A 21,076-nucleotide genomic window follows, 5' to 3' on the forward strand; every position below is an offset into this window, starting at 1 on the left:
GGAAAGCTAGTGCTTAGTGGCCGGAGGGCTCCTCGGTGGTGTAGCCCTCGGTGGACTCGACGTCGCGGTTGTACTCGCCGGCTTCCTTCTGGGAGGCGGCGATAGTGGCGTTGACCTCGATGTCGCCGTTGGAGAACTGGAAAACCACGGTGCGGTGGCCGGCGTAGCCGAAGTCGTCATCCTGCATGGTGGTGGCGACGTACTGGATGTCCTCGGACTCAGCCTGCGGCATGTTGTCCAGGTTCTCCTGGGAGTCGCCCACCAGGCGCTGGTCGCGGTTGATAGGCTTGAGGGAAGCCGGCTGCAGCTGGACTTCCTGGCCGTCTACGGTGACGGACTCCAGCTCGGCCGCCTGGTCCTCGTAGCCCTGGTTCACGGCGGTGAACTTCAGGGAGGCGTGCTGGTCGTCCGGCTCGACCAAAATGGTCACGTCGCGCACCGCAATCAGGCCATCTTCGGTGGAAGCTTCGGAGCCGTCAACGGCAGCGACCTGGTCGGCGGTCTGGGTGACTTGGCCGGCGGAGCAGGAAGCCAGCGCCAGCGCGGACGCAGCGGTAACCGAAACGATGACACCGCGACGGGCGGCAGACTTCAGGGACTTCACTTTGGGTTGTCCTCCATCAACTAAAGATCACAGGGATTTGTCGATTATCAAGCCTAGTATTTTTTCCAACCAAGTACACAGTTTTCAACCCCAACGTGACCTAGCCCCCGCTCTAGGGAGGGCAATTGGGGGTGTACTTTTGGGGGATGTAGCCGGCCGGACCCGGGGAGGTGCCGCGTGGTAGAATATTTGTCCTATGTGCCTGCCGGGCAGGCTTTAGGGGTACCTCTTTAACAATCGAGCAAGGAGTGGCAATGGAGTTCAAGGTCGGAGAGGTGGTTGTTTACCCGCACCACGGCGCCGCGGTGATCGAAGACATTGAGCAGCGCGAAATGGGCGGCGAGAAGCTGGAGTACTTGGTGCTCCACATCAACCAGTCCGACTTGGTTGTCCGCGTGCCCTCCAAGAACGCCAAGAAGGTCGGCGTGCGCGACGTGGTGGGCAAGGAAGGCCTGGAAAAGGTCTTCTCCGTCCTGCGCGAAGAGGACGTGGAGGAGGCCGGCAACTGGTCTCGCCGCTACAAGGCCAACCAGGAGCGCCTGGCCTCCGGTGACATTAACAAGGTCGCCGAAGTCGTGCGCGACCTCTGGCGCCGTGATCAGGACCGGGGCCTGTCCGCGGGCGAGAAACGCATGCTGGTCAAGGCCCGCCAGATCCTCGTCGGCGAGCTGGCCTTGGCCAAGCCGGTCGATGACGCGAAGGCGGACAAGATGATGGACGAAATCAACGCCACCATCGAACGCCACCGCGCCGCCGGCCTGGTTGAGGACAAGTCGGTGACTACCGACGTCGACACCGACGACGTCGACTTGGGCGACCTGTCCTTCGACGACGAAGACTAATGACTCGCCGGGTTATCGCGCTCATCGCCGCCGCCGGCAGCGGCACGCGGCTGGGCGCTGAGCTACCGAAGGCCTACGTCGAGCTGGCCGACCGCAGCCTGCTGGAACGCTCCGTCCAGGCGATGATTAACTCCGCCGTGGTGGACGAGGTCGTTGTCCTCATCAACCCCGTCATGCGCGCCCACGCCGAGCGCGCCCTAGCCCGCCAAGCCAAGGAGATCCCGCTGCGCTTTGTCGCCGGCGGCGGCGAACGCGCCGACTCGGTCTGGGCTGGGCTGCAGGCCATTGAACACGAAGACGCGGTCGTGCTGGTCCACGACGCCGCCCGCGCGCTCACGCCCCCGGGGATGATTAGCCGGGTCGTGCGCAAGGTGCTGGACGGGGCGCCGGCCGTCATCCCGGTGCTGCCGGTCGCCGACACCATCAAAGAGGTGGCGGCCGGGGAAACCTCCCGGGTGCGCTCAACGCCGGACCGCAGCCTGCTGCGCGCGGTCCAGACCCCGCAGGGCTTCGACCTGGCCTCCCTGCGCCGGGCCAACGAGGCTTATTTTTCCGACAAGTCCCGCGAGTTCGTCGCCACCGACGACGCGAGCCTCATGGAATGGTTCGGCTGCCCGGTCGTGACGGTGACAGGTGATGCCATGGCATTTAAAATCACTACCCCTATAGATCTGCGGCTGGCTCAAGCCGTAGTATCTGAGGCTGAACCCACAGTTTTTGAGGTGCCTAATGAACGAACCGATTCTGCCCAAGGTGGGCATCGCTAGTGACGCCCACCAGATCGAAGCCGGCAAGCCTTGCTGGATAGCCGGTCTGCTCTTCGCCGACGACGACGGCTGCGAGGGCCACTCCGACGGGGACGTGGTTTCCCACGCCTTGGTCGACGCCCTCCTGTCGGCCGCGGGGCTGGGGGACCTGGGCTCGTTCGTGGGCGTGGGCCGGGCCGAATACGACAACGTATCCGGAGCCCGCCTGCTCACCGAGTGCCGGGAATTCTTGGCCGCGCACGGCTACCGGATTGGCAACGCTTCCGCGCAGCTCATCGGGCAAACCCCGAAGATGGGGCCGCGGCGCGAGGAGGCCGAGCGCACCCTCACCGAGGTCCTGGGCGCTCCCGTGAGCGTTTCCGCTACCACCACCGATCACCTGGGCTTTACCGGCCGCAAGGAAGGCCGCGCGGCCATTGCCACCGCCCTGGTGTATTCCTGCCGGGACTAATCTTTCGGTTTTTCAAAAAAGCTAAGGAGTAAAGCGCCATGGACAAGGTCATGGGACCGCTGCAAAAGCTCGGAAAGGCGCTGATGGGCGCGGTGGCGGTGCTGCCGGTCGCGGCGCTGATGACCGGCATCGGCTACTTCCTCGACGCCCGGGGAGGTGAACGCTTAAGCTTCTTGGCCTCCGTCTTCCAGCAGGCCGGCGGGGCGGTGCTGGATAACCTCGGCGTGCTCTTCGCCATCGCCATCTCCTTCGGGCTAGCCAAGGACTCCAACGGCGCGGCCGCGCTGTCGGGCTTCCTCGGGTTTTTCACCGTCACCAAGCTGGTCGGTCCGGAGGCCGTGGCCAACTACCGCAGTATCGAGGACCCTGCTGCCCTGGAGGGTGACCAGGCCCTCGAGTGGGCGGCGCAAGGCTGGGACGCGGTCGGCCCGGCGAACGTGCTGCTGGGCATCTTCGTCGGCGTGCTCGCCGCGTGGACCTACAACCGCTTCCACGCCACCAAGCTGCCGGACGCGCTGGCGTTCTTCTCCGGCCGGCGCCTGGTTCCCATCTTGACCTCCCTGTTTTCCATAGTGCTGGCCGGGGTATTCTACTTCCTCTGGCCGGTACTGTATACCGCCTTCTTCAACTTCGGCCAGTGGATCCAGGGCATGGGCGCCATCGGCGCCGGCGTCTACGGCGTGTCCAACCGCCTGCTCATACCGACCGGCCTGCACCACGCGCTGAATGCCATCTTCTGGTTCGACGTGGTCGGAATTAACGACATCGGCAAGTTCCTGGGCGGCGCGGACACCCTGGCCGCCGCCCAGGCGGCTGGCGATGCCGCCTCCTGCCCCGGCGTCTGGGATGGATCGAGCTGCGAGGTCGTAGGCGTTATCGGCCAGTACCAGGCGGGCTTTTTCCCCGTGATGATGTTCGGCCTGCCGGGCGCGGCGCTGGCGATGACGCTGCGGGCCAAGTCGACGCGCCGCAAGGTGGTCGGCTCGCTGATGCTGGCCGGCGCGTTGGCCTCTTTCCTTACCGGTGTCACCGAGCCCATTGAGTTCTCCTTCATGTTCGTAGCACCCCTGTTGTTCGTGGTGCACGCGATCCTTATGGGGATTTCCATGGCGATCGCCTCCTTCTTCGACTGGACGGCGGGCTTCGGCTTCTCCGCCGGCTTCTTCGACATGCTGCTGTCCTCGCAGAACCCGCTGGCCAACCAGTGGTGGATGCTGCTGGTGATGGGCGTGGCCTACTTCTTCATCTACTTCGGGCTCTTCTACTACCTCATCGGCAAGTTCAACCTGAAGACCCCGGGCCGCGGCGACGACGAGGAAGACGGATCGAGTCACGAGGCTGACGGCGCGGAAGGCGACGACAAGCTGGCCGCGCAGGCCGCCCGGATCCTCGACGGCCTCGGCGGGGCGGAAAACCTTAACACGATGGAGTACTGCACCACGCGCCTGCGCACCACCGTGCACGACCCGCAGCTGGTTAAGGAGCAGGCGCTCAAATCCGCCGGCGTGGCCGGGGTCTACCGACCTTCGGCCAAGGGCGTGCAGGTCATCATCGGGCCCAACGTGCAGTTCGTCCACGACGAGGTGCGGCGCCAGATGGAGCACCCGGTGGCGGTGGCGGCCCCGGCTCCCGCTCCTGCTCCCGCTGATTCTCCGGAAAAGGCGGGCGTGACGGAGCTGTCCGCTCCCGCCGAGGGCAAGGCCATCCCGCTGGAGGAGGTGACTGATCCCGCCTTCGCGGGCGGCCAGGTGGGCCCCGGTTTCGCCATCGTGCCGGGCAACGAGGACGAGCTGGTCGTGGCCTCCCCGGTGGCCGGCGAGGTCACCATGGTGGCCAAGACCAAGCACGCGGTCGCAGTGCGCAGCGCCGAGGGCCTGGACGTGCTGGTCCACATCGGCATGGACACCGTGGGCCTGCGAGGGGCGGGCTTCGAGGTGCTAGTCAACCGCGGGGACGCGGTGGAGCCGGGCCACCCACTGGTGCGGGTGGATGCGGCCGCCCTGCGTGAGCGCGGCATCGACCTGACCACCCCGGTGGTCGTGACCAACAAGAAGAAGGTCTCTTCCACCGCGCTGATGCACGCCGGGGACGTGGCCGTGGGCCAGCACGTGATGGAGGTAGAGTACCGATAATGGCCGGTTGTACTATCTCCGCCCGGCTCACCGACGGCCGGGCCGAGCCCTACCCCGCGCGGGTGCGAGTGGATGCCGAGGGCGTTGTCGAAAGCGTGGAGCGCCTCGAGTCTTCCCCCGACAAGCTGGGGGTAGTCGCGCCGGGCCTGGTGGACGTCCACAACCACGGCGGGGCGCGCGGGGCCTTTCCCACGGGCACGCTCGCCGAATGCCGGCAGGCAGCCGAATTCCACCGCCAGCAGGGCAGCGTCCACCTCCTGGCGAGCTTGGTCTCCGGGACGGAGGAGGAGCTGACTCGCCAGGTCGGCGTGCTGGCGCCGCTGGTGGCCGAAGGCGTGGTGGACGGGATCCACCTGGAGGGCCCGTTCATCCACACCGCCAAGTGCGGGGCGCAGGCCCCGGACCGCATCCAGGACGGCGACCCGGCCATGTTGCGACGCATCCTAGAGCGTGGCGCCGGGACGGTCCGCCAGCTGACCTTCGCCCCGGAAACGCCCAACGCCCGGGCGCTGGTGGACGCGTGCGTCGAGTACGGCGTCATTGTCTCCCTGGGGCACACCACGGCGGACTTCGCCACCACCACCGGTGTCCTTGACTACGCGGTCGCCCGCGGGGCGACGGTCACGGCCACGCACCTGTTCAACGCCATGCCGCCGCTGCACCACCGCCAGCCCGGGGCCGTGGGCGCCATGCTCGCGGCCGCCGCCCGCGGCGAGGTGGCCGTGGAAGCCATCGGCGACGGGGTGCACCTGTCCGACGGGACCGTAGACGTCATCGCCTCCTGCGCCGGTGAGGGCCTAGTCCTGGTCACCGACGCGATGGAGGCCGCCGGCATGCCGGACGGGGCCTACCGGTTGGGCCCGCTCGACGTCGTCGTTGCCGACGGGGTGGCCCGGCTGGCCGGCGTCGGCGGCGCCATCGCGGGCGGGACGAGCACCCTGGCCCAGCAGTTCGTGCGGTTTAGCGCCCGCCACGGGGCGGCCGCCGCGGCGCGGGCAGCAGCGGTGAACCCCGGCCGCCTGCTGAGCCTGGACCAGGCGCGCGGCCTGCAGGTCGGCCAGCCCGCGGAATTCGTGGAATTCGACCCCGCCGGGGCCGTTCGCACCGTCTTCGCCGGCGGCACGCGATTGCGGGGATAATAGGGGGCACGCGGTAGTAGGCGGAACAAAAGGACGGGAGGCGGCAAGCATGGAGGTCATCATCCGGGACAGCGCGGCGGAGGTCGCGACGGTGGCCGCGGACATCCTGGGCGGGTATTTCCGCCCCGGCGGGGTCATCGGGGTGGCCACGGGATCGACGCCGCTGGCCACCTACGCCGAGATCATCGCCCGCGCGCGGGCCGGGCGCCTGAAGACCCGCGGGGTGGATTTTTTCGCCCTGGACGAATACGTCGGGCTGGGCCGCGACCACCCGCAGAGCTACTACCAGACGCTGCGCTGTGAGCTCATCGACCCCCTGGGGGTTGAGCCGGCGCGGTTGCACGTGCCGGATGCGGCCGCGGCGGAGCGTTACGAAGACGAGATCGCGGCGGCCGGCGGAATCGACTGCCAGCTGTTGGGGGTGGGCAAAAACGGGCACATCGGCTTCAACGAGCCGGGCAGTTCGCTCAACTCCCTGACCCGCTGGAAGACGCTGCACCCGCAGACCGTGACGGATAATTCTCGCTTCTTCGCCTCCGCCGAAGAGGTTCCGCGTCACGTCGTCACGCAGGGCCTGGGCACCATTCAGCGCGCCGGCCACCTGCTGCTCATTGCCACCGGCGCAAACAAGCAGGACGCGGTCACCGGGCTGGTCGAAGGACCCTTGAGTGCCGCGTGTCCGGCCTCCATCCTGCAGTGGCACCGGCACGCCACGGTGGTGGTGGACGCGGCCGCCGCGGCCGGCTTGCGCAACCGCGAATATTACGAGTTCGCGGAGGCGAATAAGCCCAACTAGGACGGCAGATACGGTTAGGTAGAATTGCTGTTGTGACTTTGCGTATCTATGACACTGCGTCCCGTAACCTCCGCGATTTTGAGCCGCTTCGCCCCGGCCACGTGTCGGTCTACCTGTGTGGGGCCACCCCGCAGGCCAAGCCGCACATCGGGCACCTGCGGTCGGGGGTCGCCTTCGACATCCTGCGCCGCTGGCTCATGGCCAAGGGCTGGGACGTGGCTTTCGTGCGCAACGTGACCGATATTGATGACAAGATCCTGACCAAGGCCGCCGACAACGGCCGCCCCTGGTGGGAGTGGGTGTCCACCTACGAGCGCGAGTTCACCGCCGCCTACAACATGCTGGGCGTGCTGCCGCCGTCCGTGGAGCCGCGCGCGACCGGGTTCGTGACCCAGATGGTCGACTACATGCAGCGGCTCATTGACAACGGCTTCGCCTACGCGGCCGATGGCTCGGTCTACTTCGACGTTAACGCTTGGACCAGGGCGGAAGGCTCCGACTACGGCAGCCTGTCCGGCAACCGCGTCGAGGAGATGGAGCAAGGCGAGACGGACAACGCCGGCAAGCGCAACGCGCTGGACTTCGCGCTGTGGAAGGCCGCCAAGCCGGGCGAGCCAGCCTGGCCAACGCCGTGGGGTAAGGGCCGCCCCGGCTGGCACCTGGAGTGCTCGGCGATGTCCACCTACTACCTGGGCTCCGAGTTCGACATCCACTGCGGCGGCCTGGATCTGCAGTTCCCGCACCACGAGAACGAGGTGGCGCAGTCCCACGCGGCCGGGGACGGCTTCGCCCGGTACTGGATGCACAACCACTGGGTGACCATGGCGGGCGAGAAGATGTCGAAGTCCCTGGGCAACGTGCTCAGCGTGGACAACATGCTGGAATTAGTCCGGCCTGTGGAACTGCGCTATTATCTAGGCTCCGCGCACTACCGCTCGGTGCTGGAATACTCCGAGGCCGCGCTCACCGAGGCCGCGGCCGGCTACCGCCGTATCGAGGACCTGGTCAACCGCTTCCCGGACCTGGCGCTGGGGAAGTGGACCGACGCCTTCGGTGCCGCGATGGACGAGGACATCGCCGTGCCCAAGGCGCTGGCCGAAATCCACACCACCGTCCGCGCCGCGAACAAGGAACTGGCGGCCGGCAATGAGAGTGCCGCCAGGAAGCTGGCGGAATCCGTGCGCGCCATGGCCGCGGTGCTGGGCTTCGATCCGCTGGATGAGAAGTGGGCGGCGGACACGGGCTCTTCGGCCGCCGATGCCGCCCTGGCTCAGCTGGTCCAGGCCGAACTCGACCGGCGCGCCCAGGCCCGCAAGGACAAAGACTTCGCCACCGCGGACGCGGTACGCGACCGGCTGGCCGCGGCGGGCATTACGGTCACGGACACCCCCGACGGCGCCACCTGGCAGCTGTCTTAAGACTTTTGAATACCTAGGAAGGACCACCAATGGCACGCACGCACGGTCGAGGCGGGGCTGGCACCCGCAAGACCAACAAGAAGGGCCAAGTTAAAGGCTCCGGCGGCCAGCGCCGCCGCGGCCTGGAGGGCAAGGGCCCGACGCCCAAGGCGGAGGACCGCGTCTACCACGCCAAGCACAAGGCGAAGCTGGCCCGCCAGCGCCGCGACTCCGGGCGCCACGTCAAGGAGACCCCGGAGATGGTGGTGGGCCGCAACCCGGTCATCGAGTGCCTGCACGCCCGCGTGCCGGCCACGGCGCTCTACATCGCCCAGGGCACCAAGAACGACGAGCGCCTGTCCGAGGCGGTGGCCATCTGCAACACCCGGAACGTGCCCATCCACGAGGTGCCGCGCCACGAGATGGACCGCCTGACCGGCAACGGCATGCACCAGGGCATCGGCCTGCAGATCCCGCCCTACAAGTACGCCGAGGTCGAGGATCTCATGCAGCAAGTCCGCGACACCGGGGATACCGGGATGTTCGTCATCCTGGACAACATCACCGACCCGCGCAACCTGGGCGCGGTGGTGCGCTCGGTGGCGGCCTTCGGCGGCCACGGTGTCATCATCCCGGAGCGCCGCTCCGCATCCGTCACTGCGGTGGCCTGGCGCACCTCCGCGGGCACGGCGGCCCGCCTGCCGGTGGCGCGCGCCACCAACATCACCCGCACGGTGCAGCAGTTCCAGAAGAACGGCTACCAGGTCGTCGGCCTCGACGCCGGCGGCGATCACACCCTGGACAGCTACGACGGCGGCACCGACCCGGTGGTCATCGTCATCGGCTCCGAGGGCAAGGGGATCTCCCGTCTGGTGCGCGAAAACTGCGACGTCATCATGTCCATCCCGATGTCCCCGGGCGTGGAATCCCTCAACGCGTCTGTCGCGGCCGGCGCCGTGCTATCCGAGTTCGCCCGGCAGCGCCGCGCGGCCCGCTAGGCCGAAGAAATCCGCGGCCGCCTCGGCCGCGATAAAATCCTGGGTGTTGGGGCCCAGCCGCGGGTCCACCTCGTTGCCAGACGGCACCACGTGGCCCAGCCCCTCCATGGTCCACAGCACCACGGGGGAATCTCCGCCCCAGGTCTCGGCGCGCACGCCAGGGTAGGGGCGGCTGGTCTCCGGCTCGGGGGAAGCGCCGTTGAGCTCGGCGAGCCGGGTGGCGGTCTCTGCAGCCGAGGTCACCTCGCCGCGGGTGCGCCGGGCATCCAACCCGGCAGTGCCGCCGGCGTAGGGGGCATACGGATCCTCGGTGCCGTGCAGCAGCAACACCGGGGTCGGCTGCAGGGCGGAGTCCGGGTTCTTGGGGCGGTGGTTGTCGCCGCGGCCCAGCGTCGAGGCGAAGATGCAGGCGGCGCTGAGCAGCCCGGGGGCGTCGAAGAGCAGACGCAGGACCATCTGCCCGCCGTTGGAATACCCGCAGGCGAAAACTCGCCCGGCGGAGTAGTCGCGGCGCAGGCGCTCGACCAGCGCCCGGGTGAAGCCGACGTCGTCGACGTTTTCCTCGCGCGCGGTGACCGGCAGGATGCCGCGGGCGTCGTTGAAATGGCGGTCCACGCCGTCCGGGTAGGCCACCAGGCAGCCGCATTTTTCGGCCAGCTCGTCGAAGGTGCCGTTGGTGAACCGGCGGGAGACGTTGGCAGACTGCAAGGAACCGTGGAAATACAGCACAATGTCCGGGTTGTCCGGGAGGTTATCGGGCTTAATGAGCAGGTATTTGCGCGTCCTAGATTGGTGTTCTAGTTCTTCCCGGTGCAGCATGTATCCCATAGCTTGCCAGTCTAGTCCCTACTCCTGCGCCGAACAGTGCTGCTGGGCGGCTGTCTCGTCGCGCTGGGCGTGGCGCCCGCGGCGCCAGCCGATGGCCCGGCAGACCAGGTAAATGACAAAAGAAATAGTGGTCACGAACACGGAGACCGGTAGGCCCGGCGCCAGCGAGAGCACCAGGCCGCCGACGGCGGAGATCTCGGCGAAGACGGTGGCCCAGAGCACCGCGCGCACGGGCGAGGAGGTTATCTGGACCGCCGCCGCGCCGGGCGTGATGAGCAGTGCCATGACCAGCAGGGAGCCGACGATCTGGACCGACTGGGAGGCTGCCAGGCCCACCAGGATGGCGAAGAGGACGGAAAGGCTGCGCACGGGCACGCCGGCGGCCGCGGCCATGGCCGGGTCCGCGGAGGCAAAGAGGAGGGGGCGCCAGAACAGGGCCACCGCGCCGACGACTAGGGCGGTGGTGCCGGCCAGCCACCAGACCGAGGCCTGGGACACGCCGACGATCTGTCCGGTCAGCAGCGTCATCGCGGTGGTGGCGTTGCCGGGGTAGAGGTGGATGAAGAGCACCGATAGGCCCAGTCCGAAGCTCATCACCACACCGATGGCGCTGTCCTGCTGCCCCTTGAATCCGAGCGTGGCCAGCACGATGGCCGCGACGATGGCGCCGGCCACCGCGCCGAAGCCGATGTTCAGGCCGAAAAGCAGGGCGGCGGCCGCGCCCATCAGGGCGAGCTCGGAGGTCGCGTGCACGGAAAAGGACATCTGGCGCAGCACGATGAGCGAGGTCATCACGCCCGACAGCACGCCCAGGAAGGCGCAGGCCACCAGGGAATTCTGGACGAAGTCGACGCTGAGTAGGTACTGGGTGTCCTCGACAAAGCGGGAGAAATCCATCTAGATCACCAGCATCCTTCCGTCGATTTCAACAACCTTGACCTCCGCCCCGTAAAGCTCGGAGAGCACCTCGGAACGCATCACCTCGTCCACGGTGCCGAAGACGTGGCCCTGCGGGGCGAGGTAGAGCACGTGGTCGACCACGTCGAGCACCGGGTTAATGCTGTGGGTGACGAAGACGATGGAGGTATCGTGCTCTTTCCTTAGGCGCTGCAGGTGGGCCACCGTGGCCTGCTGCCGGGCGGGATCGAGGGAGAGCAGCGGCTCGTCCGCTAGGATGAGCTGCGGGTCCTGGGCCAGGGCCTGGGCCTGGCGCACCAGTTGCTGCTGGCCGCCGGAAAGGCGGCCGACCCGGCGGTTAGCGATGCCGGTGGCGCCCACCGCGGCGAGCAGCTCGTCCACTCGGGCCCGGTCGGCCCGCCGGTTGCGGACCACCCCGTGTGCGAGCGCTAGGGAGACCAAGTCCCGCGCGCGCATGGGCAGTTCGGCCGGGAACATGCGCTGCTGCGGGATAAACCCCACGCGCGCGTTGACATCGACGCGCCCGCCGGTGAGCTGGCGGGTGCCCAGGATGGTGCCCAGCAGCGTGGATTTGCCCACGCCGTTCGGGCCCAGCAGGGCGATGAAATCGCCGGGCTGGATGTCCAGGCTGAGCCCGGACCACAGCGGGTCAACCGCGGCGTCGGTGAAGCTAACTAGCGCCATTTATTTGCTCGCCGCGGCGAGATCATCCACCACCTGTTCGTAGTACTCCAAGAAGTTCGTGTCCTTCGGTGGGGTCTCACCGATTTCGACGATGGGCAGGTCCTTGTCCTCGGCGGCGTCCTTGATGCGGGCGGTGAGATCCGTTTCCGTCTGAGGATTATAAATGAGCACGTCGACCTTGTCCTCGTTGACCTCGCCCAAAAAGCGCGCCAGGTCCGCGGCGGTGGGCTCTCCCTCGGCGACGGTGGCCTTGCGGTACCCGTCCGGCGTGGAGTCGGTCGCCGGGGTGTACTTCATCAGGTAGTCGGCGATCGGCTCGGTCTGCGCGTAGCGGAACGAACCGATACTCGCCAGCTTGTCCTGGATGGCCTCGGCCTCCTGGACCACCGCGTCCGCGGAGGCGTCCTTGGTCTCGGAGAGCTCGTTGAGGCGGTCGGCGGTTTCCTTGGCGACCTTCTCGATGGCGGCGGCGTCGTACCAGATGTGCTCGTTGCCCTCGATGTTGGTCACCTCGCCCGGGTGTTCCTTGGCCTCGGCGGCCGGCATGACGCCCGGCTCCTCGTCGAGGGCGCCGTGGTCAGTCAGCGGCAGCGCGGAAATGATGTCGTCCTGGTTGGACAAGGCCTGGTACATCCAGGCGTCGTAGCCGCCGCCGTTGGCGATGACAACGTCGGCCTCGTTGGCCCGCGCCAGGTCCGCTGCAGTGGGCTCGAAGTGGTGCGGGTTGACGTCGTTGCCCTCGACCAGGGCCTGGACCTCGACGTCCAGTTCCGGCGAGCTGTCCGCAACCGCCTGGGCCACATCCGCCCAGATGGAGGTGGAGGCGACCACCTTCAAGGTGTCAGTGTCGTTGCTGTCCGCGCCCGGGCCGGAGCAGGCGCTTAAAGTTAGCGCGCCGGCGGCGAGAACGGCGACGGGGATGAGTTTGTTTTTGGCAACATGCATGTTCCCCAGTTTGCACTTGTTGAAAATTGTTGTCAAATGGAAATGAGTTGAAAATACGGGGCGTCGGCAGCCGGTAGGGTAGGAGGCATGGTCAAACGCAGTCCGCAGCGCAAGACGCTGGCATCACTAGCCGCTGAGCTGGGCGTTTCCCGTACCACGGTCTCGAATGCCTACAACCGGCCGGACCAGCTGGCCCCGGCCACCCGGCAGCGCATCCTGGCCGCCGCGGCCGCCCGCGGCTACCCCGGCCCCGATCCGACGGCGCGCAGCCTGCGCACCCGCCACGCCGGGTCCTGGGGAGTGGTGCTGACCGAGCACCTGTCCTACGCCTTCGAGGATATGGCCTCTGTGGACTTTCTGGCCGGGCTCTCCGAGGCGACTACCGGGACGGACTTCTCGCTGACTCTTATCCCCGCCGGTCCGGACACCACCGGCCGGGAGGCCAGCGCCGCAGAGCTGCTCGGCCGCGCGAGCGTCGACGGCTTCGTCATCTACTCGGTGGCCGCGGGGGACCCTTACCTGGCCGCCGCGCAGGCCCGCGGGCTGCCCGTCGTGGTCTGCGACCAGCCGGTGGACACCGGCCTGCCGTTCGTCGGCATCGACGACCACGCCGCCATAGCCCCAGCGGCCCAGGCGCTTATCGATGCCGGCCACCGCCGGATCGGCATCCTGTCCATCCGCCTGCGCCGCGCGCGCCTCGACGGGGCCGCGAGCCCGGCGGACCTGGAGGCGGCCGAGATGCACGTGCAGCGCTCCCGCGTGCAGGGCGCGCTCGAGGTCTTCGCCGGCGCCGGCGTCGATCCCGCGGGGGTGCCCGTGGTGACCCGCCACCTCAACACGCCGGCCACCGCCCGGGAGGCCGCGGCGAAACTGCTGGAGGGCAACCCGGGGCTGACCGCCGTGCTGTGCACGACGGACTCCATGGCTCTTGGCGTTTTGGACTACGCCGCCGAGCGCGGCTGGAGCGTGCCCGGGGATCTCTCCGTGACCGGATTCGACGGCATCGAGGTCGCCCGCCTGCGCGGGGTGGCCACGGTCCAGCAGCCGAACAAAGCCAAGGGCGCGGCGGCCGGGCATCTGCTGGCCCGGCTCATCGCGGGGGAGCCGGTGGCCCGTCCGCGCAAAATCCTAGGAACGACCTACAGTCCCGGCACGACGGTCGGCCAGCTCGGTTAGGAAGGCCGCCACCGCGTCGATATCCGCCATCCGTAGCTGGGCGGCCGTGTCCCCCTCGCCGACCTTCACGCCCACGTCCGTGGCCGGGTCGAGGGCGCGGAAACCGGTCTCGTCCGTGACGTCGTCACCCAGAAAGACCACGCCGGTAGCGCCCAGCTGGCGGCGGGTCTCAGCGATCCAGGAGCCCTTCGTGGCGGTGGAGGCGGAAAACTCGACCACGTTCTTACCCTCGGTCACGTGCAGTCCCGGCGCCTCCAGCCGCAGGGCGGCCCCCAGGGCGCGCGCTGCCGCGTCCGGGTCGCGCTGGGAGAGCTCGAGGGCGTGGAAGACGCGGTGGACGGGCTTGTATTCGATATAGGTGCCCGGGTACTGGGCCGACAGCGCCTCCAGCCGCTCGTCGATGACCGCGATTTTGGCAGCCGCGTCCGCAAGGGCCGGGTTGTCCATCCCCTCGGTCTCCGCGCCGTGGGAACCGCCCAGTAGCACGGGGGCTTGCAAGGGGAAGACCTGCTTGAGCCCGGCCAGATGGCGGCCGGACAGCGCCGCCACGGTGGTGCGCGGCAGCCGGGCCAGCCGCTCCAAGGCGGCCAGCGAATCCGGGTGGGGTGTGACTGCGTAGATATCGGCGGCAAAACCGGTCAGGGTGCCGTCGAAGTCGCTGACTACCAGCAGCTGATCGGTGGTGGCGAGGCGGTAGAGGGCAAAGGCATAATCCATGCCCTCCAATCTACCGCGCGGCTCGCCGGCTAGAGCGAGACGAATTCCACCGCCGGGCTGTCGACCTTGCCGTCGCGCAGGGTGAGCACCAGCTGGTTGTTCGGGTTGATGGAGATGTCGAACTCGCGGTCCGTGGCAATGAGCCGGGACAGGCTGTTGTGCGCCCAGGCGGCCTCGCCCGTGCAGTCCTCGCTGCGCTCGTCGTAGCTGACCTCGTCGAAGCGCAGGTAATCAGCGTCGCGCACGTTGGCGGCGTCCTCTCCCTCGACGTAGGAGACCTTGGCCACAAACCGGGCGCAGCCGGTGGTGCCCACCGCCGTGGACTCGCCGAAGCTGATGGACGGCACGTTGGTCACCGCCTCGGAGATGGTCGACAGGGCCTCTGGATCCGTGTAGATGCCGGTGACCTGCCAGTCCTTGCCGACTATGCGCTCGTCGCCGGGGGCGGTCGGCGCCGGCGGCTCGGAGTCCCCGCAGCCGGCCAGCACCAGCGCGGCGGCGGCCAGGCAGGTCCCGGCCTGGGTCATAGGCTTCATTCGGACTTGGCCTCCCCGAGGGCCTGCAGGAAAGCCTGCGCCCACACTTGGACGTCGTGGTCGCGTACCTGGGCGTGCAGGGCTTTCATGTTGGCCTCCATGGTCTCTGGGTTCTCGCGCAGCCCGACCACCGCCTGGCGGAGGGCGGACTTGACCGATTCGATATCAAACGGGTTGCACAGGTGGGCCTGCTCCAGCTCGTCGGCCGCGCCGGCGAACTCGGACAGCACCAGGGCACCGGAGCCGTCTCCGTGGCAGGCGACGTATTCCTTGGCCACCAGGTTCATGCCGTCCTTAAACGGCGTGACCAGCATGACATCGGCCAGGCGGTAGTACTGCCGCAGCACCGGCTTCGGCACCGAACGGTGGCTGTAATGGACCACCGGCTTGCCGATGCCCCCGAAGCGCCCGTTGATGCGCCCGACGGCTTCCTCCACCGCGGAACGGGTCTGCTGGTAATGCTCGATGCGCTCGCGCGAAGGCGTGGCGATTTGCACCAGGACGACCTTCTCCGGGTCCAGCGCGCCGGTTTCCAGTAGCTCCTCGAAGGCGCTCAGGCGCTGGAGGATGCCCTTGGTGTAGTCCAGGCGGTCCACGCCCAGGATGACGGTTTCCGGGTTGCCCAACTCCGCGCGCAGGCGCTCGACCTCGGTGGCGTCCGCCTCGGTCGCCGGCGGGAAGTCCCCCATGTCGATGGAGATGGGGAAGGCCCCGACCCGGGTGAACCGGCCGTCGGGTGCTTCGACCTGCGCGCTGGCGCGCCGGGTGGCCACCTTTCCGCTCACGCTCAGGCCCTGGGACTGGGCCAGGCCCAGGAAGTTGTGCACGTCGGCCTCCAGGTGGAAACCCACGACGTCGGCGCCGAGTAGCCCCCGGATGAGCTCCTCGCGCCAGGGCAGCTGGCGGAAGAGATCCGCGGGCGGGAAGGGGATGTGCAAAAAGAAGCCGATGGTCAGATCCGGGCGCAGCTGCTCCAGGATGCCGGGTAGCAGCTGCAGCTGGTAGTCCTGCACCCACACGGTCGCGCCCTCGGCGGCGACGCTGGCCACCTCGTTAGCGAAACGCAGGTTGACGTCGCGGTAGGTGGCCCACCACTCGCGGTGGTAGGCGGGGGTCACGATGAGATCGTGGTAGAGCGGCCACAGGGTCGCGTTGGAAAAGCCCTCGTAGAACTCCTCGTAGTCCCGCTGGGACAGCCGCACCGGGTGCAGGTGGATGCCGTCGTCTGTGGTGAACGGTTCTGGCGCGGCGTCGGCCACGCCGGGCCAACCCACCCAGCAGCCTTCCTGCTCCCGCAGGACCGGGGACAGCGCAGCGACTAAGCCACCCGGGGAGGCCTTCCACTCCTGGGAGCCGTCCGGGTGGCTGACAAGGTCAACCGGCAAACGGTTGGCCACGACCACGAACTTGTTGGTACCGGCCATGGCGGGTCCTTAAGACTTCTTCGTCGACTTCTTGGTGGACTTCTTGGAAGCCTTCTTGGTGGATTTCTTGGTCGACTTCTTGGTCGATTTCTTGCTGGCCTTCTTGGTGGACTTCTTGGAAGCCTTCTTGGTCGACTTCTTCCCGGCCTTCTTCGTAGACTTCTTGGTCGACTTCTTCGGCTCGGGCTCGCCGTATTCGGCCAGCACCTTCTTGTGAACCAGGCCGTCCGGTTCGACCCCCAGCATGGACATCAGGGTCACGCCGTCCAGGAAATCCTCGGCATAGGTGGCGACCACGCGGCGGGCGGCTGCGGCGGTCTCTTCCTCCACGGCGTTCATCTGCTCAACGTTGGGCTGGGTGTCAGTGACCTTGGGTGGCACGTATTCCTCCTACGGTGCGACGGCGCTAAATAAGCTAGTAGCTTCAGACCGTATATTGTACGCTACCGGCCTGGCTCAGCGCTGGTCGGGATCCGCGTGGGCGGCGTAGAACTCCTCGGTGCCCGGCGTGGTGTAGATGGTTTCCTCGCGCAGCGGCTGCGGCTGGGCCGGCCACTCCGTGCGCTGCGGCCAGTGATCATCGAGCTCTCCGGCATCCACCTGGGCCCGCCACTGCTGGGTGGCGGTCTCGTCCTGGCGCTGGCGCGCCTGCTGTGCGGCCGTCGGCGGCTTCGGGCCGTGCACCGGTGGGGGAACCGGGCGCTCCTGGCGGGGCGCGAACGGCGACAGCGGCACGCGCGGGATGCGCGGGCGGCTGTTGGCCAGGCGCGTGGCCTGGTGGAAGGAGTACCGGCCCAGGCGCTTGAAGGCGGAGTAGGGGCGAAAGTACTTCGGGCGACGCAGGCGCCGCGCACCACGCTCGCCGAAGACCACACCGGCGGCCAACGCGCCGGCAATAGCCAGGGCGGTAACCAGGTTGGTCATGCCGGTGATCATCTGCTCGTTCAGCGCGGCGTACATGCCGCGGTAGAGCGTCAGGCCGGGCAGCATGGGCGTGTAGCCGCAGATCATGGTCACCAGCGGCGGGATCAGGAAGCGGCGGGCCATTAGGCCGCCGGCCAGGCCCACGGCCACGGCGGAGATGCCACTGGCAATGACCGTGGAGACCCCGAAGGGGATGATGACGAAGTAGTAGAAGAACATGCCGGCCGCGGCGGTCAACCCGGAGATGATGGTCTCCGACCAGGAGGCGTAGCACGCCCACGCAAACCCGGCCGAGCCCACGCCGCCGCACAGGATGAGCAGCGGGATCTCGTGATAGACCGGCGGAGCGATGGTCGCCAGCGGCGGCAGGGGAAACCCGATATAGTCCACGAACTGGATGCCCACGCCGACGCCGGCGATGATGGCGCCGGTAGACAGCAAGGCCTCAAAGAAGCGCGCGGAGGACGTCACCGGGGCCTTGGTGATGCCGTCGACAAGGCACTGCACCAGCGTAAGGCCGGCCACCAAGACGACGATTCCCATACCGATGACCTGGCTGGGTGAGAAGATCAGGCCAATACTCGACGCCACGCGGTAGAAGAACGCCGCGGGCACGACGGCGATGAACCCGCCGACCATGTTTTGGTAGAAGGGCGGTAATCGGAACCTACCCAGCCACGCGTTGACGGACATGATGAGCAGGGCCACGAAGAAGGAGACGACGCCGACGAAGATGTCGCCGCCCAGCATGACGGAGAACGTCCCGCCCATCACGCCCCAGCCCAGCAGGGAGGAACGCACGCTGCGCGGCGGCTTCATGGCCTCGATGTCGTCGAGCATCTTCTCCGCCATCGCCGGCGGGGTGGCGCCCGAGTGGATGGATCGGATGAGCCGGTCCACCGCCGCCAGCCGGGAGAAGTTCACGTCCAGCCCGCTGGCGACCCGGAAGACGGTCACCGGCCGGCGGTCGGAGCCGGTGCCGATATTGGTGTGGATGGTAATCGTGTTGAGCACGATCCCCACGTGGCAGTAGTGCAGGCCGTAGGAGGCCGCCGCCAGGTAGACCTGCGCGCGGGTGTCGGAGTTCGACGTGCCCGAGCAGATTAGCAGATCGCCAATTCGGGCGGCGATCTCCATGACGCCGGTGACCTGGGCCGGGTCGGTCAGATCAATGGGCGCGAGCGGGGAGGGCGGCGGCGCGGCCTTCGCCGCATCGATAGTGGCGATACTGCTGCTGTTGCCCGGAAAAATGCCGCGCAACTTGGAAAAAACTGACACGCGCTATCCTTTAGCGAGCTGGAGTGAAAACGGGTGAATTAAGGAATCTACCCGGAAGCCTAGTGTCTTAAAAGTGCTCACGCATAACCCGCCCTCACCCGCGCCTTTTAGGTACCCGTTCAGCCCCATCGCCGCCACTCTTTTCGTCCCCGGAAAGCCCGTAAGGTAGCATTTACACGTCGTCACGGAGTGCAACCCACCCGTGCCGAAGGCTGGAGTGGCGCAATTGGTAGCGCAACGCACTTGTAATGCGTAGGTTGCGAGTTCAAGTCTCGTCTCCAGCTCCAGAACGCCATCTCAAAGACGTTTTCCGGAAGCAGAGGCTTGATACTGATCGCCCAAGTGTCCAGAAAATGTCCAAAAATTGGCCGCGACTGCCGGACTTAGTTTTCCTCTGGCAGCTGGTTAAGCATGAACTCGATGAGCTTGGCGCGGTTGTCGGCGCTGAGCTTGGTCTCGGTGATGTGGTCGTGGATCCAGAGGCCCTCGCCCATGATGAGGGCGATGAGTTCAGTCAGGTCGGCATCGTTAGCGATTGCGGCGGCTGGGTCGGGGCCCCAGCGCAAGCTGACGGATTCCCAGGGGGCGGAGTACTCCGGATCGGTTTGGGCGTGGATATTCATCAACAGCTCGGCGAGGGGATCGTTTTTCGCCAGGGAGCTTAGCAGGGCGCGCAGGCGCTGGGTTGGGGTGAGATCGTCGGCCTTGCGCCCGCCGGCGTAGTCCTCCAGCTCGGATTCCCAGCGCGCGGCGCCATAGGTGTGGATGTCGCGCAGTAGGGCGTGCCGGGAGGGGAAGTGGTAGATGAGCCCGGACTTGGACAGCCCAGTGCTCTCCGCCAAGCGGTCGTAGGTCACGGCGTGGATGCCGTCCTCGCCGATGATCTCAATGGCGCTGGCCAGGATTTGATCCTTCTTGCTAGTGCGAGCCAATGTAATCACCGGACTTGGGGTTGTGGCGGAAGCAGTAGGCGGTGAAGGCGGCGAAGCCCACGGTGACTGCGGCCAGGTTGCAAAGCGTGTCCATGTATCCGTCATTGTAGGCCACGGCGGCTGCCGCGTGGGTGGAGTCGTGGTAGAGGGCCTCCATACCGAGGGCAGCGATGTTTTCGGGCAGGCCCTGGGCCATAAACAGCGGGACCAGGGAACCGGTGATTGCGATGGAGAGCAAGGCGCCGAACTCGTAGGAGACTTCCTCCACACTGGCGGCCATACCGGAGCGGTGCGGCGGGGCAGCGCCGATGATGGCGGTCGAGGCCACGGTCATGGCCAGGCCCGCGCCCATGCCGGCGAAGACCATGGCGACGACGAAGAGCCAGAGGACGTCGTGGCGGCCGGCCCAAAAGGCGGTCCCGACCCCGGCGGCCATAAGGACGAAGCCGCCGGAGATAAGTGGCAGGAAGCCCACGCGGTGCAAAGTAGCCCCGCCCAGCGTCGAGGTCGGCACGGCGGCAATGGCCATCGCGGAGACGACCAGGCCTGCCTGTAGCGGGCTGAAGCCATCGACCAGCTGGAGCTTCTGCGTGGTGGTCATCTCTACGCCGGCCATGGCAAACATGGCCCCGCCGGCGGCTAGGACGCCGCCGGTAAAGACCGGCGAGCGGAAGACGTCGAAGGTCAGCAGCGGCTCGGTCAGCTGGCGCTGGCGGCGGGCGAAAAAGAATCCGCCGATGGCGCAGACGATGAGCGTGCCGGCTACCATGCCCCAGTTCGGTTCGGTGCTGGCCGCGGACTTGATGGCAATGACCAGGCTGGACAGGGTGACCAGGGCCAGCAGCGAAGAGATGAGGTCCCAGTGCTTGTCCGGGGTGGCGATATTCGGCGGCGCCAGCAGGCGGGTGGCCACCAGTGCGATTAGCACGATGGGAACGTTGATGAGGAAGACCGAGCCCCACCAGAAGTGCTCGAGCAGGAGCCCGCCCACGGTCGGGCCGGCGGCGGCGCCGACGGCGGCGACGGAGGCCCAGATGCCGATGGCGGTGTTGCGCTCCACCTCGTCGGGGAAGGTCAAGCGGATAAGCGCCAGGGTGGCCGGCATCATGATGGCGGCGCCGAGACCTAGGACCGCGCGGGCGGCAACCAGCGCCCACGCCGACGGGGCGAAGGCGGCTGCCAGGGAGGCGGCGCCGAAGACCCACAGACCGTACACGAACATGCGGCGGTGGCCGATCTTGTCGCCCAGCGTTCCGGTGCCCAACAGCAGGCCGGCGAGCACCAGCGCGTAGGCGTTGATGATCCACAGCTGCTGGGTGGAGTCGGTGTGGAGCTGCTCGTTGAGCGCGGGCAGTGCGGTGTAGAGAATCGAGTTGTCGAGTCCCACCATCAAAAGGCCGGAGGAGATAACGGCGAAGAAGGACCAGCGGGCGCCCTTGGACATGGTCTCCGCGGGGCGCAGAGTCGTCGTTTGCATGCCGATAACTATAACGACCGTTCGGTACTGTTTTCAACCTGGAGGGTGGGGAGTGGCGGAAATCATAGAGGCGCGCCGCCTGTGAGAAGGCAAGCCTTATAACCCCTGAAC

At 67.3% G+C, this 21,076-nt stretch carries 21 protein-coding genes and 1 tRNA gene; 10 read left to right on the forward strand and 12 right to left on the reverse strand.

The window, feature by feature from the left end; all coding sequences use genetic code 11:
• Window positions 1-13 precede the first annotated feature (13 nt).
• Window positions 14-604 (reverse strand): hypothetical protein, encoded by a 591-nt coding sequence (locus QQS52_RS08120; RefSeq protein WP_472773389.1) that lies wholly within the window; start codon window positions 602-604, stop codon window positions 14-16.
• Between the two features lie 254 nt (window positions 605-858).
• Here QQS52_RS08120 and QQS52_RS08125 point away from each other — a divergent pair, with 254 nt between their 5' ends.
• The 8 genes from QQS52_RS08125 to rlmB are packed head-to-tail and all read left to right on the forward strand — an operon-like array spanning window position 859 to window position 9,126.
• Entirely contained in the window at window positions 859-1,446 is a 588-nt protein-coding gene (locus QQS52_RS08125) for a CarD family transcriptional regulator (RefSeq protein WP_070768651.1), read from the forward strand.
• Window positions 1,446-2,213 (forward strand): 2-C-methyl-D-erythritol 4-phosphate cytidylyltransferase, encoded by a 768-nt coding sequence (gene ispD, locus QQS52_RS08130; RefSeq protein ID WP_472773390.1) that lies wholly within the window; start codon window positions 1,446-1,448, stop codon window positions 2,211-2,213. Before QQS52_RS08125 ends, ispD begins: the two co-directional genes overlap by 1 nt.
• A complete protein-coding gene (ispF, locus tag QQS52_RS08135) occupies window positions 2,176-2,664 on the forward strand; it encodes a 2-C-methyl-D-erythritol 2,4-cyclodiphosphate synthase (RefSeq protein ID WP_472773391.1) in 489 nt (162 codons plus the stop codon). The genes ispD and ispF overlap by 38 nt, the downstream gene beginning before the upstream one ends.
• A gap of 38 nt (window positions 2,665-2,702) precedes the next feature.
• Window positions 2,703-4,796: an N-acetylglucosamine-specific PTS transporter subunit IIBC gene (gene nagE, locus QQS52_RS08140; RefSeq protein ID WP_472773392.1), complete on the forward strand. Its 2,094-nt coding sequence runs from the start codon at window positions 2,703-2,705 to the stop codon at window positions 4,794-4,796.
• The gene (locus QQS52_RS08145; RefSeq protein WP_472773393.1) at window positions 4,796-5,935 is read left to right on the forward strand and encodes an N-acetylglucosamine-6-phosphate deacetylase; all 1,140 of its coding nucleotides are present in this window, start codon (window positions 4,796-4,798) and stop codon (window positions 5,933-5,935) included. The genes nagE and QQS52_RS08145 overlap by 1 nt, the downstream gene beginning before the upstream one ends.
• A 49-nt stretch (window positions 5,936-5,984) precedes the next feature.
• Complete coding sequence (locus QQS52_RS08150; RefSeq protein ID WP_472773394.1) at window positions 5,985-6,731, forward strand: glucosamine-6-phosphate deaminase; 747 nt, start codon at window positions 5,985-5,987, stop codon at window positions 6,729-6,731.
• A 32-nt stretch (window positions 6,732-6,763) separates the two neighbouring features.
• Window positions 6,764-8,149: a cysteine--tRNA ligase gene (gene cysS / locus QQS52_RS08155; RefSeq protein ID WP_472773395.1), complete on the forward strand. Its 1,386-nt coding sequence runs from the start codon at window positions 6,764-6,766 to the stop codon at window positions 8,147-8,149.
• Window positions 8,150-8,178: 29 nt separating this feature from the next.
• Entirely contained in the window at window positions 8,179-9,126 is a 948-nt protein-coding gene (gene rlmB / locus QQS52_RS08160; protein WP_472773396.1) for a 23S rRNA (guanosine(2251)-2'-O)-methyltransferase RlmB, read from the forward strand.
• On the opposite strand, the gene QQS52_RS08165 is transcribed toward rlmB, so the two are convergent.
• From QQS52_RS08165 to QQS52_RS08180, 4 genes are read right to left on the reverse strand one after another with little or no spacing between them, the layout of a single operon-like run.
• Window positions 9,088-9,954 carry a CE1 family esterase gene (locus QQS52_RS08165; protein ID WP_472773397.1) on the reverse strand — a complete coding sequence of 289 codons (867 nt, stop codon included), beginning with the start codon at window positions 9,952-9,954 and terminating at the stop codon, window positions 9,088-9,090. The two genes, rlmB and QQS52_RS08165, sit on opposite strands and share 39 nt — an antisense overlap.
• Window positions 9,955-9,972: 18 nt before the next feature.
• Window positions 9,973-10,851, reverse strand: coding sequence for a metal ABC transporter permease (locus tag QQS52_RS08170; protein WP_472773398.1), 879 nt, complete (start codon window positions 10,849-10,851; stop codon window positions 9,973-9,975).
• Window positions 10,852-11,556 carry a metal ABC transporter ATP-binding protein gene (locus QQS52_RS08175; protein WP_472773399.1) on the reverse strand — a complete coding sequence of 235 codons (705 nt, stop codon included), beginning with the start codon at window positions 11,554-11,556 and terminating at the stop codon, window positions 10,852-10,854.
• Window positions 11,557-12,501: a metal ABC transporter solute-binding protein, Zn/Mn family gene (locus tag QQS52_RS08180; protein WP_472773400.1), complete on the reverse strand. Its 945-nt coding sequence runs from the start codon at window positions 12,499-12,501 to the stop codon at window positions 11,557-11,559. It abuts the gene before it with no gap.
• A gap of 87 nt (window positions 12,502-12,588) precedes the next feature.
• On the opposite strand from QQS52_RS08180, the gene QQS52_RS08185 reads away from it, so the two are divergent.
• The gene (locus tag QQS52_RS08185; RefSeq protein ID WP_472773401.1) at window positions 12,589-13,677 is read left to right on the forward strand and encodes a LacI family DNA-binding transcriptional regulator; all 1,089 of its coding nucleotides are present in this window, start codon (window positions 12,589-12,591) and stop codon (window positions 13,675-13,677) included.
• Here QQS52_RS08185 and otsB read toward each other — a convergent pair.
• The 5 genes from otsB to thrE form a co-directional block, all read right to left on the reverse strand.
• On the reverse strand, window positions 13,630-14,394 hold the full coding sequence (gene otsB, locus QQS52_RS08190) for a trehalose-phosphatase (RefSeq protein ID WP_472773402.1): 765 nt from the start codon (window positions 14,392-14,394) through the stop codon (window positions 13,630-13,632). The two genes, QQS52_RS08185 and otsB, sit on opposite strands and share 48 nt — an antisense overlap.
• A gap of 29 nt (window positions 14,395-14,423) precedes the next feature.
• Window positions 14,424-14,930, reverse strand: a complete 507-nt coding sequence (locus tag QQS52_RS08195) for a hypothetical protein (RefSeq protein WP_368534227.1) — start codon at window positions 14,928-14,930, stop codon at window positions 14,424-14,426.
• A complete protein-coding gene (locus QQS52_RS08200; RefSeq protein ID WP_472773403.1) occupies window positions 14,927-16,354 on the reverse strand; it encodes an alpha,alpha-trehalose-phosphate synthase (UDP-forming) in 1,428 nt (475 codons plus the stop codon). The genes QQS52_RS08195 and QQS52_RS08200 overlap by 4 nt, the downstream gene beginning before the upstream one ends.
• Window positions 16,355-16,363: 9 nt before the next feature.
• Window positions 16,364-16,735, reverse strand: a complete 372-nt coding sequence (locus QQS52_RS08205) for a hypothetical protein (RefSeq protein ID WP_368534229.1) — start codon at window positions 16,733-16,735, stop codon at window positions 16,364-16,366.
• A gap of 75 nt (window positions 16,736-16,810) precedes the next feature.
• Window positions 16,811-18,556: a threonine/serine exporter ThrE gene (thrE, locus tag QQS52_RS08210; RefSeq protein ID WP_472773404.1), complete on the reverse strand. Its 1,746-nt coding sequence runs from the start codon at window positions 18,554-18,556 to the stop codon at window positions 16,811-16,813.
• Window positions 18,557-18,767: 211 nt separating this feature from the next.
• On the opposite strand from thrE, the gene QQS52_RS08215 reads away from it, so the two are divergent.
• A tRNA-Thr gene (locus tag QQS52_RS08215) sits at window positions 18,768-18,843 on the forward strand.
• A gap of 96 nt (window positions 18,844-18,939) precedes the next feature.
• Here the strand turns inward: QQS52_RS08215 and QQS52_RS08220 are convergent.
• Window positions 18,940-19,488 carry a TetR/AcrR family transcriptional regulator gene (locus tag QQS52_RS08220; RefSeq protein WP_472773405.1) on the reverse strand — a complete coding sequence of 183 codons (549 nt, stop codon included), beginning with the start codon at window positions 19,486-19,488 and terminating at the stop codon, window positions 18,940-18,942.
• The gene (locus QQS52_RS08225; protein WP_472773406.1) at window positions 19,475-20,965 is read right to left on the reverse strand and encodes an MFS transporter; all 1,491 of its coding nucleotides are present in this window, start codon (window positions 20,963-20,965) and stop codon (window positions 19,475-19,477) included. The genes QQS52_RS08220 and QQS52_RS08225 overlap by 14 nt, the downstream gene beginning before the upstream one ends.
• Window positions 20,966-21,076: the final 111 nt, after the last annotated feature.

The organism is Corynebacterium sp. 1103A, assembly GCF_055700955.1.

What these genes read in the sequence shown, in the direction of transcription:
- QQS52_RS08125 (WP_070768651.1), top strand. Translation starts at nt 859, where the DNA reads ATGGAGTTCAAGGTCGGAGAGGTGGTTGTTTACCCGCACCACGGCGCC.
- ispD (WP_472773390.1), top strand. Translation starts at nt 1,446, where the DNA reads ATGACTCGCCGGGTTATCGCGCTCATCGCCGCCGCCGGCAGCGGCACG.
- ispF (WP_472773391.1), top strand. Translation starts at nt 2,176, where the DNA reads ATGAACGAACCGATTCTGCCCAAGGTGGGCATCGCTAGTGACGCCCAC.
- nagE (WP_472773392.1), top strand. Translation starts at nt 2,703, where the DNA reads ATGGACAAGGTCATGGGACCGCTGCAAAAGCTCGGAAAGGCGCTGATG.
- QQS52_RS08145 (WP_472773393.1), top strand. Translation starts at nt 4,796, where the DNA reads ATGGCCGGTTGTACTATCTCCGCCCGGCTCACCGACGGCCGGGCCGAG.
- QQS52_RS08150 (WP_472773394.1), top strand. Translation starts at nt 5,985, where the DNA reads ATGGAGGTCATCATCCGGGACAGCGCGGCGGAGGTCGCGACGGTGGCC.
- rlmB (WP_472773396.1), top strand. Translation starts at nt 8,179, where the DNA reads ATGGCACGCACGCACGGTCGAGGCGGGGCTGGCACCCGCAAGACCAAC.
- QQS52_RS08165 (WP_472773397.1), bottom strand. Translation starts at nt 9,954, where the DNA reads ATGGGATACATGCTGCACCGGGAAGAACTAGAACACCAATCTAGGACG.
- QQS52_RS08170 (WP_472773398.1), bottom strand. Translation starts at nt 10,851, where the DNA reads ATGGATTTCTCCCGCTTTGTCGAGGACACCCAGTACCTACTCAGCGTC.
- QQS52_RS08175 (WP_472773399.1), bottom strand. Translation starts at nt 11,556, where the DNA reads ATGGCGCTAGTTAGCTTCACCGACGCCGCGGTTGACCCGCTGTGGTCC.
- QQS52_RS08180 (WP_472773400.1), bottom strand. Translation starts at nt 12,501, where the DNA reads ATGCATGTTGCCAAAAACAAACTCATCCCCGTCGCCGTTCTCGCCGCC.
- QQS52_RS08185 (WP_472773401.1), top strand. Translation starts at nt 12,589, where the DNA reads ATGGTCAAACGCAGTCCGCAGCGCAAGACGCTGGCATCACTAGCCGCT.
- otsB (WP_472773402.1), bottom strand. Translation starts at nt 14,394, where the DNA reads ATGGATTATGCCTTTGCCCTCTACCGCCTCGCCACCACCGATCAGCTG.
- QQS52_RS08195 (WP_368534227.1), bottom strand. Translation starts at nt 14,930, where the DNA reads ATGAAGCCTATGACCCAGGCCGGGACCTGCCTGGCCGCCGCCGCGCTG.
- QQS52_RS08200 (WP_472773403.1), bottom strand. Translation starts at nt 16,354, where the DNA reads ATGGCCGGTACCAACAAGTTCGTGGTCGTGGCCAACCGTTTGCCGGTT.
- QQS52_RS08225 (WP_472773406.1), bottom strand. Translation starts at nt 20,965, where the DNA reads ATGCAAACGACGACTCTGCGCCCCGCGGAGACCATGTCCAAGGGCGCC.